The organism is Methanosarcina sp. A14 (assembly GCF_001729375.1).
Taxonomy (GTDB): Archaea; Halobacteriota; Methanosarcinia; order Methanosarcinales; family Methanosarcinaceae; genus Methanosarcina; species Methanosarcina barkeri.
Genome location: NZ_LZPK01000125.1, coordinates 1 through 16,118 on the forward strand (window position 1 = coordinate 1; position 16,118 = coordinate 16,118).

Here is a 16,118-nt window from a genome sequence, read left to right on the forward strand (position 1 = left end):
CATTATCTTGCATGAAATAATACTCATAGTGGGCATTGAGATATCTCCACATAAGTTATGCCAGAAAACCTAATTTTTTAGCAATAGATTGATTTAGCAATAGATTGATTTAGCAATAGATTGATTTAGCAATAGATTGATTCAGCAATAGAATATACTTACTTACATATAAGTAAGTAGCGGTTAGGAGAAAAAAAATCAGTCCTTCCACCCAAGGTCGGACTTAATTAGAGAAATAGATCTAACAAGCGTTTTTCTTCCTCTTATACTGGAGAATTGTCTGGCACCCATCAAGGCTTCAGCTACTAATTCTGCACGTGCTTCTGTAGAACCAGAGAAATTAAACTCCCCCTGTTCCAGACCCACTTTAAGAACTCTGGAAATCCAGGTCAGGATGTCATCCATCAACAAAAGGTTTTGTTTTTTAACTTTCTCCGGAAGTTCCTCAAAATCGAGAATTACCGAGCCTGGAGGGCAGATTCTTTTGCCTTCATCAAACTCTTTTAATGCGTAATCAAAGTAGTATTGAAGCTGATCACGGGCTGAGCCTCCGGAGTCCACTATTTGAGCAATATTTGCAGCTAAATTCTTTCTGCTGTCTTCGAGCAAAGCTGCAACTAGATCCTCTTTTTTGGGGTAATAATTATGAATTGCTGCATTTTTTATTCCCAATTTCTGAGAAATATCTTTGTAACTAAATCCATTATAGCCCCGACATTGCAAAAAATTCCTTGCGTAATATAGTATTTGCTGATTAGTCTCGTTCATATCTATTCATAAAAAACATTTATACTCGTTAATAAGTTAATTGAATAGTGTTTTTATTCATATAAACTTAGTTCTTCGATTTATTAGATGAGAAACATCTTGCATTTCACATTATATACATAAGTATTACACCCATCCGGTTGTATCTCCTGTTTTGGTTGTCATAATCATCGCTCTTACAAGGCATCCCTCTAAAAAAGCCAGACATTCAAATTCCAGAAAGCGTGAAGCATTTTTATCAAACAGAACCTGAACTTCACAAGGAAATTCATCATCTCCATCATAATAAACGATTTGGAGAAGGATTTTAGGCAATGCTTTCAGAAGCCACGAATAGCCGCCCGATTTCAGCTTGCCATTAAAAACCCCACCTAATTTGCACATAGTTTCACTGAATGTTGCATAATCTCCACTGAATGTTTTACCAAGCGGATCAGTCATCCATTTTGTATTTGTGCTGAATGTTATTCCTGTGCCGGCAAGATTAGAAGGCACATATGAAAATGCAGGTTCACCCACGCCTTTGGACAATGAATAGTAAGCCAGAACACTGAGGTTGTTGACATTAACCGGCTTGCCGTCAGTCGGGCTAATACCGCGAGAACTTATCTCATACTCGCGGCCAAGAAAATTGACAGATAGAGCACCGTCCGGCTGGAGAGACAGGCCAAGCCGTTCGGCAACTTCTAAAAAATCGCATTTGCTCAATTTGGGTATGAGGCTTTCATAAATTTGTTCATAACCACTACTCATAAAATACTCCCTTCCGTGCGCACCGAAGGTGCTCATTAGCTCTTATTTGAGTTATTAGAATTCCATTTTGAATATATCCTCACTACAGAAGATAGTTACTTACATATAAGTAAGTACTGGTTAAAAACATAAAATAAAAAATCTTATTGTGGAAGGAATATCCAGAACTCTTAGAATTAAAAACAATAGTACATAGGGTTTAAACTAATTAATAATGTTCAGAGTTCTGATTTAATAATTAACGAGTTAAAAGCAATTCCTCTTGTCCATAGCTCATCCTCTTAAGTGAAGAAGAGCATAGCGAAAAGGGCAGCAGACTGCCGAAATGCTGCAACCGGCTGCCAAAGCAAAATTAAGGTATTAGAGCACAGAATACAACATTGATACCGTTCCTATTCCAAGGGGCTCCGCTACAAGTTGAACATCATATTTATTTTTAAGTTCTTCAGAAATTGCGCAGGGAATTCCTGGGGTGGAAAGCACGCAATTCTCCGAAAGTACAGCTTCAGGAATCGTGTTTGCGCATGGGGTCGCCTCGAAGATAATGGAAAACTTTTTTGGATTCGCAGGGTCGAAAGGAATAATCCCGAGGTTTGAAACGGCTCTCTTAAGGAGTCTTGCATCAGGATCATACCCGTAAACCCTGAAGCCTTTCTGCACAAGTTGGGCTGCTCCGGGAAAACCTACCTTTCCGAGCCCCATAACAAGTACGTCCTTTGAGTCGGCTTTCAGGTATCTGGAAGCGATCTCAGCATAAATTATACCTGTGCAGGGTTGATTATTGGCCATTTTTCCATTTTTGATGTTATGAGCAAGGAAAGTGTGATCGTCTGCCATAAGGATGATCTCGGCTCCGTTCTGCACAGCTTCATAATAGCCGCTAACATCCGGCATATCCGTAACAAAACCGTCAAATCCGAAATACTGCGTAATTACATGTAAGGAAGCCGAGAAGTTTCCTATTATCCCGTTTCCTGAAGTTACAGGCACGATGCCTACTTTTTTGGAGCTAGGGGAAGTACCATAAAGAGATTGACAGACGCCTTTTATATCAAGCCCTGTTACTCTTTTCACGACAGAGTCAGCTTCCTGAAGCTGCTTATTAATATTTATCAAATCATTGGGGGTTAAAAGTGCCATTTTTATCGCCATTTCCAGTTTTAGTGCAGTTTAAGTCTTAGATTATTAAAATAAGGTTATTAATTTCCTATTTTTTAAATTGAAATTTTTAATTTTTTTAGTTTCCGTTCCTGTTCTCAAATTTGTTCATTCATACCGTCGCTCCGAAACGCTCCTTCAGAACCGAAAATCCTTTGCATTTTTTTGCTCCGGTTTCTTCCCTGTCCTTCCCCCAGAAAATCATGGTAAATACCGGGTTTTCTCCTTTGCAAAGAAAGATCTCAATGCCGGGTTCTTCATAGAATGTTCCATAGTCGCTACCCATGGAAAGTACCTGTTCTCCCACAGGAACAAGAACACCATTTTCTCCAAGCATTAGGTGCTCATAAATGCAGTATTTGTTCTCGGGAAGAGACTTGATTTCCTCAATACCATCAGTAAAGGCATGGAAAAGAAATTCTATCAGGTTGATCCCAGAAGAATAGTAAACTACTGTAGGTGTCTGACTTGGAAAGCGGGCATCGATTTCAATTACCCTGAGCCCTTTTGGGCCGAAGATTGCTTCCACATCCATAATTCCCTTCAAGGGAAGATTTGCTGCAAGATCATGGGATATCTGCCTGAATAAAGGATTAACAGGAAGCGGAGTTACCATATGGCAGTCATAAGTTTCGTCTATATGGACCTGGGTCTCTTTTACCACGGCAAAATGACTTCCGTCCCCGACAACTTCGAGAGAAACGACCTCGCCTTCCACATATTCCTCAACCAGCATGCCAAGTTCGAGGTCCTCAAGCTCTTTGTCATCATAAATTATCCTGGCTCCCACACTGCTGCTTTCACAAGGAGGCTTTACAAAATAAGGAGGGTGGGAAGGCCTGTCCTGCGGAGTTGGAACTCCTATGGACTTAAAATAATCTTTTGAGCTTTTCTTATCCCTGCTTATCCGGTAAGCTTCAAAATCGAAAAGTACCGGGCAGGAGAATTTTTCTTTTATTGAATTCAGAAATTCGATGCAGGCCAGATTTTCGTTTACAGGAAGTACAGCATCAACCCTTTTAGAGAGCTCAAGAAGTTTTTCAGGTTCCTTTATTATATCAAAACAGTAAAATTCATCCGTGTAGTTACGGATGAGAGCCTGCGGATTTTTATCCACCAGAACTACTTTTATTCCGGCTTTTTTAGATAAATACGCAGCTTCGAAGCCCTGGAGTTTCCCGCCCACAAGACAGATCGTTTTCAAGCTAGCACCCCAGGACTGCCTCAAAGTCAGCCTGCCTGGCAGGTTTCATACCCATGATTTCAAGCCTTTGGATCACGCTTTTTATATCCCTGTCCCGTTCTTTAAGTCCACGGTCATAGTTTGCAACGCCTTCCAGTTGGGAATCGGGAGGAAGGATGGAAGTAACAATATTTGCTCCTGCATTTAAGCGAAGAACCATGCCATCAATGCCTTCCAAGTCAAGGGAAGCGGGGATAAGGCGTTTAGGAAACATTAATCTAAGAACCGATATGATTTTCAGTTCCGATAGATTTGACTTATCCCTGAAACCTTCAAGAGGGGTTCCTTCCTGGGGCAGGAAAGTCATAACTCTGACCATATCAGGATCGTTTGTGCTCATTCCCCTTAAAGACAGAATGGTGGATTCGATATCGTTTCCAACGCCTGTGAGGATTCCGTCTTCTACACAGTACCCCTGTTTTTTAGCAAAACGACGTGCATTAACACGTCCATCGAATGACTGCCCAACTCTAAGTTTCCGGTAGAGCTCAGTGTCATACGTTTCCTGGTAAAGAGCCAAGAAGTTTGCTCCTTTTTCCCTGGCTTTGAGAAGAGTAGCGTTATCCATCAAGCCTGGAGAAATCATAATGGGAAGACCAAGTTCCTCTTTTACTAACTGGACAAGCTCAACGAAACGGTTCGGGTCTTCATAGTAATAGGGGTCTTCCCCCATGGTCAGGTCAACCATATGAAAACCTACTCCTTTCAGGGTTTTGCAGGTTTCTTTTATTTCTTCCATGGTCAGTCGATAGCGGTTGATCTCGTTTCGACAGTTATAGTAGCAAAAGGAGCATTGATTTTTACAGTAAGTGGAGAAATAAATGAAACAATTAAGAAATACCCTGTTGCCAAAATAATGATCTCTTACTTTTCGGGCTGCAGAATAAAGCCTTTCCAGGTCTTCTTCGGATTCAAGGGAAAGAAGAGTCCTCAGGTCGTTATCAGTTAATTGATACCCTTCAATGACTTTATCTCCCAAACTGTCAAATTCATCAAGTGCCATTTTTTGGATCAAAATTTCACCCTCTCATAGATTCTTCAGATGTTTATCGACCCTATCAGAGCCGACTGTCAACTTAATCTCACCATTTAGCTTATTTTGCCATATTGAGTTTTTACCATCCCGTTTTTGATTCAATCTTGCCATTCTACTTTTTGCCATTCAATATTGTCATTCAATATTGCCACTGATATTGCCATTTTACTTTTTGCCATTAATACTGTTATTTTATCTTTTGCCATTTGATATTGCCATTAAGTATCGCAATTCTTTTTGCCTTTCAGAGCTGCAATTCACTTTGCCATAAAGTACTGCAATTCTTTTTGACATCCAGTATCGCAATTCTTTTTTGCCATTTAATGCAGTGTATTAATACCTTCGACCTGTCTTTAGCGATATTTAGTTACTCTGGACGAACTTTCCGGCTTACAGATTGGTTGAAATCCCATTATAGTAAGATTCGGACCTTGATGCCCTCTTAATGTTTTTAAAGCCGTGCATAACCTTGAGCAAGCGTTCAAGACCAAAACCTGCACCTATCCATGGTTTGTCAATACCCCATTCTCTATCAAGAGAAACTGGCCCGACGACTGCCGAAGAAAGCTCCAGGTCCCCGTGCATTATATCAAGAGTATCCCCATAGACCATACAGGAATCTCCTACGATTTCGAAGTCGATTTCCAGATAGTCCAGAAACTCTTTGATGAGAGCTTCAAGATTTTCCCGAGTACATCCCGAACCCATCTGACAGAAGTTCACCATAGTAAATTCTTCCAGGTGCTCTTTGCCGTCAGACTCTTTCCGGTAACAAGGTCCGACTTCGAAAATTTTTATTGGGCCTGGTAAAATCCTATCGAGTTTTCGCAGATAGTTGTAAAGAGTCGGGGCAAGCATTGGCCTCAAGCAGAGATTTTTATCCACCCGGAAGATCTGTTTTGAAAGTTCAGTATCATTATTAATACCCATTCTCTCCACGTATTCCGCCGGAATAAGGATAGGAGACTTTATCTCCAGAAAACCCCGGTCTACGAAAAATTTCGTAATATCACGTTCGAGTTTACCGAGGTAGTCTTCTCTATCATTGGTATAGAGCCGCTGAAAATCGTTTTTTCTTCTTGTCACAAGTTCAGGCTCAAGTTCCCTGAAAGGCTTTGCCATATTTAGAGAAATTTTATCCTCTGGACTTAAGAGAGCCTCAACCCTATCAAGCTGGCTTCTTGTAAGTGAAGGAGCAGGAGCCGATGCGGGAACAGACGAATTTGGAGTTGATTTTGCAGGCGAAGGTACAGATCTGGATGTGTTCGTTGATGCCTTTGCAGAAACAGAATTTTCCAGAGGCTTCGGAGCCCTTGAAACTGATTTCGGCATAGCTTTTTTGACCTTTGGAGCAGAAACTACCCTAACTTTCACACTGTTTTTGCTTTCGGTTGATCTTGTGAGAAAATTATTGATATCCTCGTCCGAAACCCTACATCGTTTGCAGGTTTTTCTGTACTTATGATGTCTGAATGCTCTGGCTGTTCTACAACTCCTGGAATTATTCACAACAAGATGGTCTCCACACGCCATTTCAATGTATATTTTACTTCTTGAGACCTCATGGTGCTTGATTTTGTGGAGCGTGCCAGTCCTGGACATCCAGAGCCCGGTCGCAGATATTAAAACATCTAATGGTTTTTTATCCATAGTGTCACCCCTGGTGAATTAAAAGCCCGGATGATTTCCAAAAAATAGTATTTCAAAATCCCGGCTTACAGAGTATAAACACGGAGCCAGCAATTTGCTGACAGCTACCCGGAAAATAGAAACGATCCACACAACAGAAACAATTTATATAGTCTGGAAAAAGTCTCCAGCTTTTATAAAAGATTTCGGCGGAATGTTCTGAATGTATCTAGAATGTTATTGTATTGCCATTCCGGGATTCAGAAATATGGCGGAAACCCCGGGAATCTAACCCGGCTAAACGGATTTAGAGTCCATTCGATCTACATGATCAGGTTCCCTCCTCGGCAAAATAGATTGAACAAAGCGTTTTGCTTCCTGTATGGTGGTCTTAATTAATGGTATAAAATAATATTACTTAATATATATGTTTGTTGGTGAAAATCTAAGAAAAATAGGGTTTTTGTTTATAAATTTTTTGCGAACCCTTTCAAAAAAGGTTTGACCTAAAACAACTCAACATTAGAGTTTGAGAACTTTATCACCAGACCCTATAGGCGTCACAAACCTTTTCAAAAAAGGCTTGACCGAAAACCCTAGCAACAGCGTGGTCAACTGGCTTAACGATTGCAGATCAACGGTTGCATCTGATGAAAAAAGGTAAAAAGGGAAAGTGGGTGAGAATTTAGCCCACCATAAGTTATCTCGTTATTTCGCTGTGATTTTCAGTTTCGTTATATCGATAGCATCTTCGGGGCAGACACCGACACAGCGGCGGCAGCTTGTACCAAGACATTTCTGGCTGTCGTATTTTGCGATTCTTTGCCCATCTCTTTCTACAATTTCAAGAGCAGCTTCTGGGCATTCTTTTACACATTTTTTGCAGTAGACGCACTTTTCAACCGGGACTTCAAGGATTATGCCAATTTCTTTGAGAATGGAAAGCCCACCTGACCCGACCTCTTCTATGTCTTTGCTGACTCGCTTTTCGATGGTTACATGTTCGAGAATTTTTGGAAGAGGAGGCAGGCCGTAGAGTTCAAGCATCTGGTCATACGTCTCAAGTGGCATGCCCTGAGTCCAGTAGGAAAGCTCGCAGAGGTAGAAATTATTGAAAGTCTCGCTTGTCGCCATCATAAGGTGGTCGGCAGTAATTTTCTTTGCAATCTCAATTACGTCATCCAACCTGGATTTTTCCAGCACAAGTTCCCGAGCAAGTGCAAGCGAGGTATTTCCGAACTGAACAATTTTTTTTGCATAACCCGGTGCGGCTCCAAGCCTGCGGGCGTCTTCAGCGTCCACATAGGCTCCGGAGGCTCCTGACATATATGCGTATTCCAGGTCTTCGTACTTGATTCCGGATTCAACGATTAGGGTCATATGGGCTGCACGGATTGCCCCGATAGCCTTTCCGGCCTCTTCGACATCCTTTTCAGTGATCTCAATCCCAGGACCCAGGATCAGTTTTCCATTTGGAAGTTTAGGAAATTTTTCAATCAGCCCACCTTTCAGTGCCATGGCAAAAGCCGAGATAACTCCTGTGCCTGTGATTCCGACGGCTTCGAATCCGTAGGAATCCTTTATCTCCCCTTTAACCGGATCGATAAGATAAGCGTCCTGTTTCTCCATTTCCCTGTCAAGAACTATAATTCTCCAGTACTGTCCTTCAGGTTTTACATCACAGATCGCGCCAGGACTTGCGAGCATGCCTGAACTTATACCCTGTCCTTCAATCGCAGGTCCTGCTGCTGCGCTTGCAGTGATAATTCGATCCCCGATTTTCAGAGCCATTTCGGCATTTGTTCCGTAATCCGTGACAAGCGAAGGTTCGGGCTGGATAAGAAAATCGGTTTCAAGCATCATAGCCAGGGCGTCAGCTCCAATCTCGTGCTTTATTGCAGGGGGTACGATGATTTCACAGTTAGACAGGTATTTTTCTCCGAAAATTTCAGATGCAGGAAACACACGGGCATCTCTTTTCACATTCCGGACTCCGAGCATCTTCTGCTTGTTTTCTCCTGCATAGGCAAGGTCCCTTATTTCAGTATTCTGGAAAAGGGAAAGCTGGATAGGGTTTCCGCAGACTGCAAGCCGTTCCACCCTTGAAAGGTCAATATCGAACTGCAGGAACATTCTCCTGATTGTCTCGATAATTACCTCATGAGCCACATCTTCACCTGTTGTGATTGCAAAGTCCAGGTGATCCATAACATTTCCCCCGGGGAGGGGATGACCCATGGTTATAACCGTCTTTAAGGTTTCCTTCGTTTCAAGATCAATAAGCTGGGTTCTAAAACCGCTAGTACCCAGATCAAGTGCTATTCCATACATTTTTCAGGTCCTCCTGGAACGTATAATGTTTTGAGGCGTCCGGCAGTAGGAACTACCTCATACAGGGGCGGGATATGAGGACTGTAATTTTAGTGAAATTTCTAATTCGGCATCAATAGGGAAAGGATATAATAATTTTAGAGTTTTAATTATATAGATATAGTTAGGAATTATATAAACTATGTATCCTCTGCAAATTCAAGGACGAATTTTCCAACTATAAGAGTACGGGAATCATTTTATTACACATTTATGAAGTTGAATGTTCCTTTTGAGCATGTTTTTCATACTTGGCTAAATTTTTGGATATTCAGCACATTTGTGAAATTACTTTTACCGATATGATTGTGGAAGGGATGCTAAACTATTATTGTGAAATTACTTTTACCGATATGATTGTGGAGAGAATGCTAAACTATTACTAATTGTTTTGAGAGGGATTAGCGGCTGGTTATTAATAGCCAGTCTGAAAAATGTTATAATTTTACAACAGGCTATATGCAAAGCCAAAATGGATTCTATTCCAAAATTTAGTGATTTTTGCATTTCTTGATTAGAAAACTGAATTAGCAAGAATTCTATTTTCATCAAAATCAATCAAAAAATCGTTTCCTAAGAAAAGATTCTTTAGTTTGAATATAGTATGAGACTATAAAAAGTGCTGGAACTATTAAAATTATGGTAATACAGTCTTGTAAAAATGGAAGCATATGAATTCGATCAGCCAGTGAAACCCATAGAGCTAGAACAGGTCTATGAAAAAGATACACAGTGTATGAAGCAGTTGAAACGTATGTAATAATTGAGCTTATCATAGGGGAGAATTTATCATTGATACAAATATTTGCAATCCACAATTGCGCAACACAAAACAATATCATACTTACATTGGATGATATTGACATGACCGCAAACCTCACCACCTCATAACTCAAACCTATTGATGCAGCAAATCCTTTGATCACTGTGATTGCTAAAGAACTACTGATTGCCTCAGAACTGGTTGTAATTATAGAGAACCTCGGGTCTAACAATAAAAACAACCTATCTTGCAAGAGAACAGATAATAAAAACAAGGTGGGAATAATCGCAAAATATGGATTGTACACCCATCTATCTGAAACATTGACTCTTGACAAAACGATTCCAGCTATGAATATTGGATAATAACTAAAAAAATTCTCATGAATTATTTTGAAGATACCAGATATTAAGGCAAGAACCATGAAAACTAAGAAAGAAATTAATAGAAAACGACTTGTATTTTTTGAATAGAGCATAAGAAAAGGATAAATTAAATAGAAAATTATGATTGTACCTACAAAATGAAGAGTGAATAGTGGTGTTGAATATGTAGGAGCAAGTAGCATTTGCATACCTAGTATGTGTATTAAGAGATTACGGAAGCTAAATAATGTATTCGCATTTGATATAATGAATTGTGAAGAAAGAATACCGGAATAATCATAAAAAACGAAAGTAAAAACCGCAAGAGCAACCCAGTAAAGTGGAAAAATCCGTAAAAAACGTTTTTTATAAAAAAGTAATACATCTTTGATGGATGAAATTTTGCTGTTATTATAATGTATAAGATATCCGCTTATGAATACAAAAAGTGACAATCCAATTTTGGCAAAAAAAGGAGTAAATATTAAAATCGTATACTTGATGTATTTATATCCTAGGTAGGCAGTACTGTGTGTTAAGAGTATGGCTAATATGGCAATTGCTCTCAAAAAATCAAAGGTTAGTATTTTTTCTTTCACGGTAGCTCATAAGATTTTGAAAGTTATATATCATTTGATATAATTATTAGGAACCCTTTAATTTAAAATGTCAGTCAAAGCCTCAAATTTCCCAGCTATTTTAAGCATTTCGTCCACCGATTATAAATAAAACAAATTTACTTGTTTTGAAGGATTTTTCAGCTTATTCCGGCTGTTCAATTGATAAGTTTTTATAACATAATTTTTAATTAAAGGATATAAATACATATTTATTAAATAGTATGTATTTTTCATAATCCTACACACCTATAAAAATAAGAGAGGGATTATAAATGGCAGAATATACCCCAAAAGAAAGATTGTACCGTGCATTAAGGAAACAGCAGGTGGACAGGATGCCGGCTGTCTGTTTCACTCAGACTGCAACTGTCGAACAGATGGAAGCTTGCGGAGCCTACTGGCCAGAAGCCCATTCCGACGCAGAGAAAATGGCGACTCTCGCGGAAGCGGCACACACTGTAGTAGGTTTTGAAGCTGTGAGAGTTCCCTTTGACATTACAGCTGAAGCCGAATTTTTTGGCTGCGGAATAAAGGCTGGCGACCTGAAGCAGCAGCCATCCGTGATCAAACCCAGTGTTAAAAACCTGGAAGATCTGGAGAAATTAAAGAATTACAACCTGAAAGAAGGCAGAATTGCAGTAGTCCTTGAAGCCGTCAAGATTCTCTCCGAAAAATACGGGAAAGAGCTCCCGATTATAGGATCCATGATAGGTCCTTTCTCTCTTGCCCAGCATATTAACGGAGATGCCTGGTTTGGAAACCTTTTTACAGGAGAAGAGGTTGTCCCCGCGCTTCTGGACTTCTGCTCGGACTTCAATGTAGCATATGCAAAAGCAATGGTTGAAAATGGTGCAGACACCATAGCCATCATTGACCCGACAGCAAGCTATGAGCTTATTGGAGGAGAGTTCTACGAGAAGTATGCCCTGCCCTATCAGAAGAAGATAGTTGACGCAATGAAGGAACTCGATGTGGCTACAGTGCTTCACATTTGCGGAAACACAACTAACGGCCTTGGAATTATGGACAAGACCGGCGTAAATGGGATCAGCGTAGACCAGAAGGTAGACATTAAGACCGCGACCGGCAGTGTGAAAAACGCAATCATTGTTGGAAACCTTGACCCTGTAGCCGTGCTCTGGAACGGAACTCCTGAGGAGATCGCAGAAGCCTCAAAGAAGGCACTTGACGCAGGCGTTGGGTTACTCACCGTGGGCTGCGGGACTGTCAGTATGACCCCAACAGTCAATCTCCAGAAAATGATTGAGTGCGCAAAAAGCCACACATACTAAAAACATTGCTGAATAGATTCAGATACTGAATATATCGGACACTGATAGTGTGCCGCGTTAATGGAATTTAAAAATGGACAAGCCGGCCTTAAGCCGGCCTTATTTTTAAGAATAATCCAAAAAAATTACTTCATCAGGCTTGTTTTCTTTCATCTAATCCCGCATTTTTCAATCTCGCATTTTTCAGGAGAAATCATTATTCGGCACGCGCGTGTCAAATTATTATACAAAGACATCTTTTTAAAAAATTTACTATAGAAGGTCTTGAGGCAGGAGATTGTAAATATCGAAAAAGATTACTGCGAGTTTAGATTCTAGTATTTATACTTTTTGTTTTTATGTTTAATATTATTAAAAATTGTATATAAAAAAGAATTATAGTACAGGACTTGGAAGCTGGAGATTGCATATATAAAAGAGGTTGCGCTGGCATGAAATTCCAGTATTTATATTTTTCTTTCATGCCCATATATTGGATTTTAAGAGAAAAAAATAATGGGAATATAGTATTCGTTTATATAGTATAATTTTAATCTTTATTTAGGGATTGAGTCTTGAATATTCAGGACAATTCCAGGCAGTTCCAACAGGCATACTGTTGGGAAATTCGGGATATAAAGCTAATTCGACTGGGAAACAAATTTGCAGTTTCCGGCAAGTAAATTCCCCGGTAACAATGTCATAAGAGAAGAAATTATTCACAAAGGACCCGAACCTGTTCGAGCAAAATGGCAAATGATAGTGAATAATTTTGAATCTAAACAATCAGAAAATTCGTAAAGGAACTTCCTTGTGCCTAATGGCTGAAAAATATAAGGCAGCAGGGACCTGAACCTAAAACGAGAACCCCATGCAAATGCTCTTTTTTAGCTAGCGGAGCTAGGGTCTGTGTTCAAGCATAAAGCCTTTGCGAGAAATGACTCAGGAGACATTTTACTGCCCAACGATACTGCACAGAACTGCGAATCTCAGTGGAGGTTTACAAAAATGGCAAATCAAGAGATTTTTGATAAGTTACGCGACGCAATTGTAAATCAAAACGTTGCAGGTACTCCAGAGCTATGCAAGGAGGCACTGGCTGCGGGAGTTCCAGCACTTGATATTATTACAAAGGGCCTTTCCGTTGGAATGAAAATTGTCGGTGATAAGTTTGAAGCCGCCGAAATTTTCCTGCCTCAGATCATGATGTCTGGAAAAGCGATGAGCAATGCAATGGAAGTTCTCACCCCTGAACTTGAAAAGAACAAGAAGGAAGGAGAAGAAGCTGGACTTGCCATCACCTTTGTTGCAGAAGGAGATATTCACGACATTGGCCACAGGCTTGTTACCACTATGCTCGGAGCAAATGGGTTCCAGATCGTTGACCTGGGAGTTGATGTGCTTAATGAAAACGTTGTAGAAGAGGCTGCAAAGCACAAGGGAGAAAAAGTTCTCTTAGTAGGATCTGCTCTTATGACCACCTCCATGCTCGGCCAGAAAGACCTTATGGACAGGCTCAATGAAGAAAAACTCAGGGACAGCGTAAAGTGCATGTTTGGAGGAGCTCCTGTATCTGATAAATGGATCGAAGAAATCGGAGCTGACGCAACTGCAGAAAACGCTGCAGAAGCCGCAAAAGTAGCACTTGAAGTTATGAAATAATCCTGGGAGGCAAAAAGATATGACATTTAGAAAATCATTTGACTGCTATGATTTCTACGACAGAGCTAAAGTAGGAGAAAAGTGCACCCAGGACGACTGGGACCTTATGAAGATCCCAATGAAGGCAATGGAACTCAAGCAGAAGTACGGGCTTGACTTCAAGGGAGAGTTTATCCCGACAGACAAGGACATGATGGAAAAACTCTTCAAAGCCGGCTTTGAGATGTTACTTGAGTGCGGAATTTACTGTACCGATACCCACAGAATCGTAAAGTACACTGAAGACGAAATCTGGGATGCAATTAACAACGTGCAGAAGGAGTTTGTACTCGGTACAGGCAGGGATGCCGTTAATGTAAGAAAGAGAAGTGTTGGTGACAAGGCAAAACCAATCGTACAGGGCGGGCCTACCGGTTCTCCAATTTCCGAAGACGTGTTTATGCCTGTTCACATGAGCTATGCCCTGGAAAAGGAAGTAGACACGATTGTTAACGGTGTAATGACCTCTGTACGTGGGAAATCACCTATTCCAAAAAGTCCTTATGAGGTCCTTGCTGCAAAGACCGAAACAAGGTTAATTAAGAATGCTTGCGCCATGGCGGGTAGGCCTGGCATGGGTGTCTAGGGCCCAGAGACCTCCCTGTCCGCTCAGGGAAACATTTCCGCTGATTGTACCGGCGGAATGACCTGCACGGACAGCCACGAGGTCTCGCAACTAAACGAACTCAAGATTGATCTTGATGCAATTTCAGTTATTGCTCACTACAAAGGGAACAGCGACATCATTATGGACGAACAGATGCCGATCTTTGGAGGGTATGCAGGCGGAATTGAAGAAACAACAATTGTAGATGTTGCAACCCACATTAACGCTGTTCTCATGAGCAGTGCAAGTTGGCACCTTGACGGCCCTGTCCACATCCGCTGGGGTTCAACCAACACCAGAGAGACACTGATGATTGCAGGTTGGGCATGTGCAACAATTTCCGAATTTACGGACATACTGTCAGGTAACCAGTACTACCCATGTGCAGGACCATGCACTGAGATGTGCCTGCTAGAAGCTTCAGCCCAATCAATTACCGACACCGCTTCAGGCAGAGAAATTCTCTCAGGAGTAGCATCAGCAAAGGGTGTCGTTACCGACAAGACCACAGGTATGGAAGCCAGGATGATGGGAGAAGTAGCAAGGGCAACCGCAGGTGTGGAAATCTCAGAAGTAAATGTAATACTTGACAAGCTTGTATCTCTTTACGAAAAGAATTATGCAAGCGCACCAGCAGGAAAGACCTTCCAGGAATGCTACGACGTAAAGACAGTAACACCAACTGAAGAGTACATGCAGGTCTACGACGGAGCAAGGAAGAAGCTCGAAGACCTGGGACTTGTATTCTAAGCCGAAAGTCCAGAACCTAAAATACATACTGAAGAAAACAAAAAGCCAGCGAGTTTCTCGCTGGCTAATTTTTTTAACAACATCCAGGCGAAACAATTATAAAGACATGTTACAAATGCTAAGGATTTTTTAAAAATTACTGAGTAAATATAATAATTTAGTATTAAAAAATAAGGGGATATTAAAATGGATATCTGGACTTTAATAAACGGACTTATATATCTCCTGGCTTTCGGATTGATGGGCTGGGTCTTACTGGATGCTAGTAAGGTTTCAAAAAGAAGAGGCTGATAGGCATGTCTGAACATGAGTCTGCCAGCTTAGTGAAAACTCTGAGGCCTTTCCATGTATGGGCTCTAGGAGTTGGTATCGTGCTGGTCGGAGAATACATGGGCTGGAACTTTACCGTTGCAAAAGGAGGCGTTCTCGGGTCTTTGCTTGCCATGCTGGTTGCAGGAACAATGTATGTCATAATTTCTCTCTGTGCCAGTGAACTTGGGTCAGCAACCAAACTTGCAGGAGGACCTTATGACTGGGCAAGATTATTTATCGGGCCCGGGGCGGCTGCCAGCGTGGGACTTGCGGTATATATGGAGTACATAGCCCTTGAAGCAGCAGATGCTATTGTTGTTGCATCCATTTCGCAGAGTATCTTCCCGGAGCTACAGGTTTATCCGGTAACTCTGCTTGTTATTGCACTTCTGACTTTCATAAATTACCGTGGCGTTGTTGCAGCATTGACTCTGAACTTTGTTCTAACCATGATCGCTTTCATTGCAATATTGGCCTTCTTCTTTTCAACTGCCTTTGGAATAGGGGATATTCACCCTGAGTACCTTTTACAGGGCGCTCTACCAAACGGCATGATAGGACTCTTTGCAGCTTTACAATTCGGGCCATGGTTCTACTTAGGGATAGAAGGAGCGGCAATGTGCGCAGAAGAGTGCAAACACCCATCAAGGGCAGTGCCTCTTGGACAGCAAGCTGGGATGATTACTCTGCTCATAGGAGCGGCAATGACCCTATACTTATGATCAGTGCTGATCCCTGCCGAACTACTTGGAGTTTCAGTGTATCCGCTTTT

10 protein-coding genes and 2 pseudogenes are annotated in these 16,118 nt (G+C 41.1%); 4 read left to right on the forward strand and 8 right to left on the reverse strand.

Translation table 11 applies throughout. The features are described from left to right. Positions 1 to 198: 198 nt before the first annotated feature. The 8 genes from A9239_RS06900 to A9239_RS06935 all read right to left on the reverse strand — a co-directional run bounded on the left by A9239_RS06900 (position 199) and on the right by A9239_RS06935 (position 10,684). Entirely contained in the window at positions 199 to 768 is a 570-nt protein-coding gene (locus A9239_RS06900; RefSeq protein ID WP_048120614.1) for a TetR/AcrR family transcriptional regulator, read from the reverse strand. Between the two features lie 126 nt (positions 769 to 894). Next, positions 895 to 1,476 carry a DUF3786 domain-containing protein gene (locus A9239_RS06905; protein WP_218104563.1) on the reverse strand — a complete coding sequence of 194 codons (582 nt, stop codon included), beginning with the start codon at positions 1,474 to 1,476 and terminating at the stop codon, positions 895 to 897. A gap of 405 nt (positions 1,477 to 1,881) precedes the next feature. Next, positions 1,882 to 2,673 carry a 3-methylornithyl-N6-L-lysine dehydrogenase PylD gene (gene pylD / locus A9239_RS06910; RefSeq protein ID WP_141706396.1) on the reverse strand — a complete coding sequence of 264 codons (792 nt, stop codon included), beginning with the start codon at positions 2,671 to 2,673 and terminating at the stop codon, positions 1,882 to 1,884. A gap of 118 nt (positions 2,674 to 2,791) precedes the next feature. After that, positions 2,792 to 3,883 (reverse strand): 3-methylornithine--L-lysine ligase PylC, encoded by a 1,092-nt coding sequence (pylC, locus tag A9239_RS06915; RefSeq protein WP_176722112.1) that lies wholly within the window; start codon positions 3,881 to 3,883, stop codon positions 2,792 to 2,794. Position 3,884: 1 nt separating this feature from the next. Continuing rightward, a complete protein-coding gene (gene pylB, locus A9239_RS06920; RefSeq protein WP_048120618.1) occupies positions 3,885 to 4,937 on the reverse strand; it encodes a methylornithine synthase PylB in 1,053 nt (350 codons plus the stop codon). Positions 4,938 to 5,348: 411 nt separating this feature from the next. Then, the gene (gene pylS, locus A9239_RS06925) at positions 5,349 to 6,608 is read right to left on the reverse strand and encodes a pyrrolysine--tRNA(Pyl) ligase (protein ID WP_048120621.1); all 1,260 of its coding nucleotides are present in this window, start codon (positions 6,606 to 6,608) and stop codon (positions 5,349 to 5,351) included. Between the two features lie 687 nt (positions 6,609 to 7,295). Next, entirely contained in the window at positions 7,296 to 8,918 is a 1,623-nt protein-coding gene (locus tag A9239_RS06930; protein ID WP_048120624.1) for a methylamine methyltransferase corrinoid protein reductive activase, read from the reverse strand. A 593-nt stretch (positions 8,919 to 9,511) separates the two neighbouring features. Beyond that, a complete protein-coding gene (locus tag A9239_RS06935) occupies positions 9,512 to 10,684 on the reverse strand; it encodes an acyltransferase (RefSeq protein WP_048154079.1) in 1,173 nt (390 codons plus the stop codon). Between the two features lie 293 nt (positions 10,685 to 10,977). Between A9239_RS06935 and mtbA the strand changes: the two genes are divergently transcribed. From mtbA to A9239_RS06960, 4 genes and pseudogenes are all read left to right on the forward strand, one after another. Further along, positions 10,978 to 11,997 carry a methylcobamide:CoM methyltransferase MtbA gene (gene mtbA, locus A9239_RS06940; RefSeq protein WP_048154076.1) on the forward strand — a complete coding sequence of 340 codons (1,020 nt, stop codon included), beginning with the start codon at positions 10,978 to 10,980 and terminating at the stop codon, positions 11,995 to 11,997. A 987-nt stretch (positions 11,998 to 12,984) separates the two neighbouring features. Further along, on the forward strand, positions 12,985 to 13,638 hold the full coding sequence (locus tag A9239_RS06945) for a methyltransferase cognate corrinoid protein (RefSeq protein ID WP_048156643.1): 654 nt from the start codon (positions 12,985 to 12,987) through the stop codon (positions 13,636 to 13,638). 19 nt (positions 13,639 to 13,657) lie between these two features. Further along, a pseudogene (locus A9239_RS18895) lies at positions 13,658 to 15,034 on the forward strand (monomethylamine:corrinoid methyltransferase). 296 nt (positions 15,035 to 15,330) lie between these two features. Beyond that, positions 15,331 to 16,065: pseudogene (locus A9239_RS06960) on the forward strand (amino acid permease); the annotation flags it as partial. Between the last annotated feature and the right edge of the window lie 53 nt (positions 16,066 to 16,118).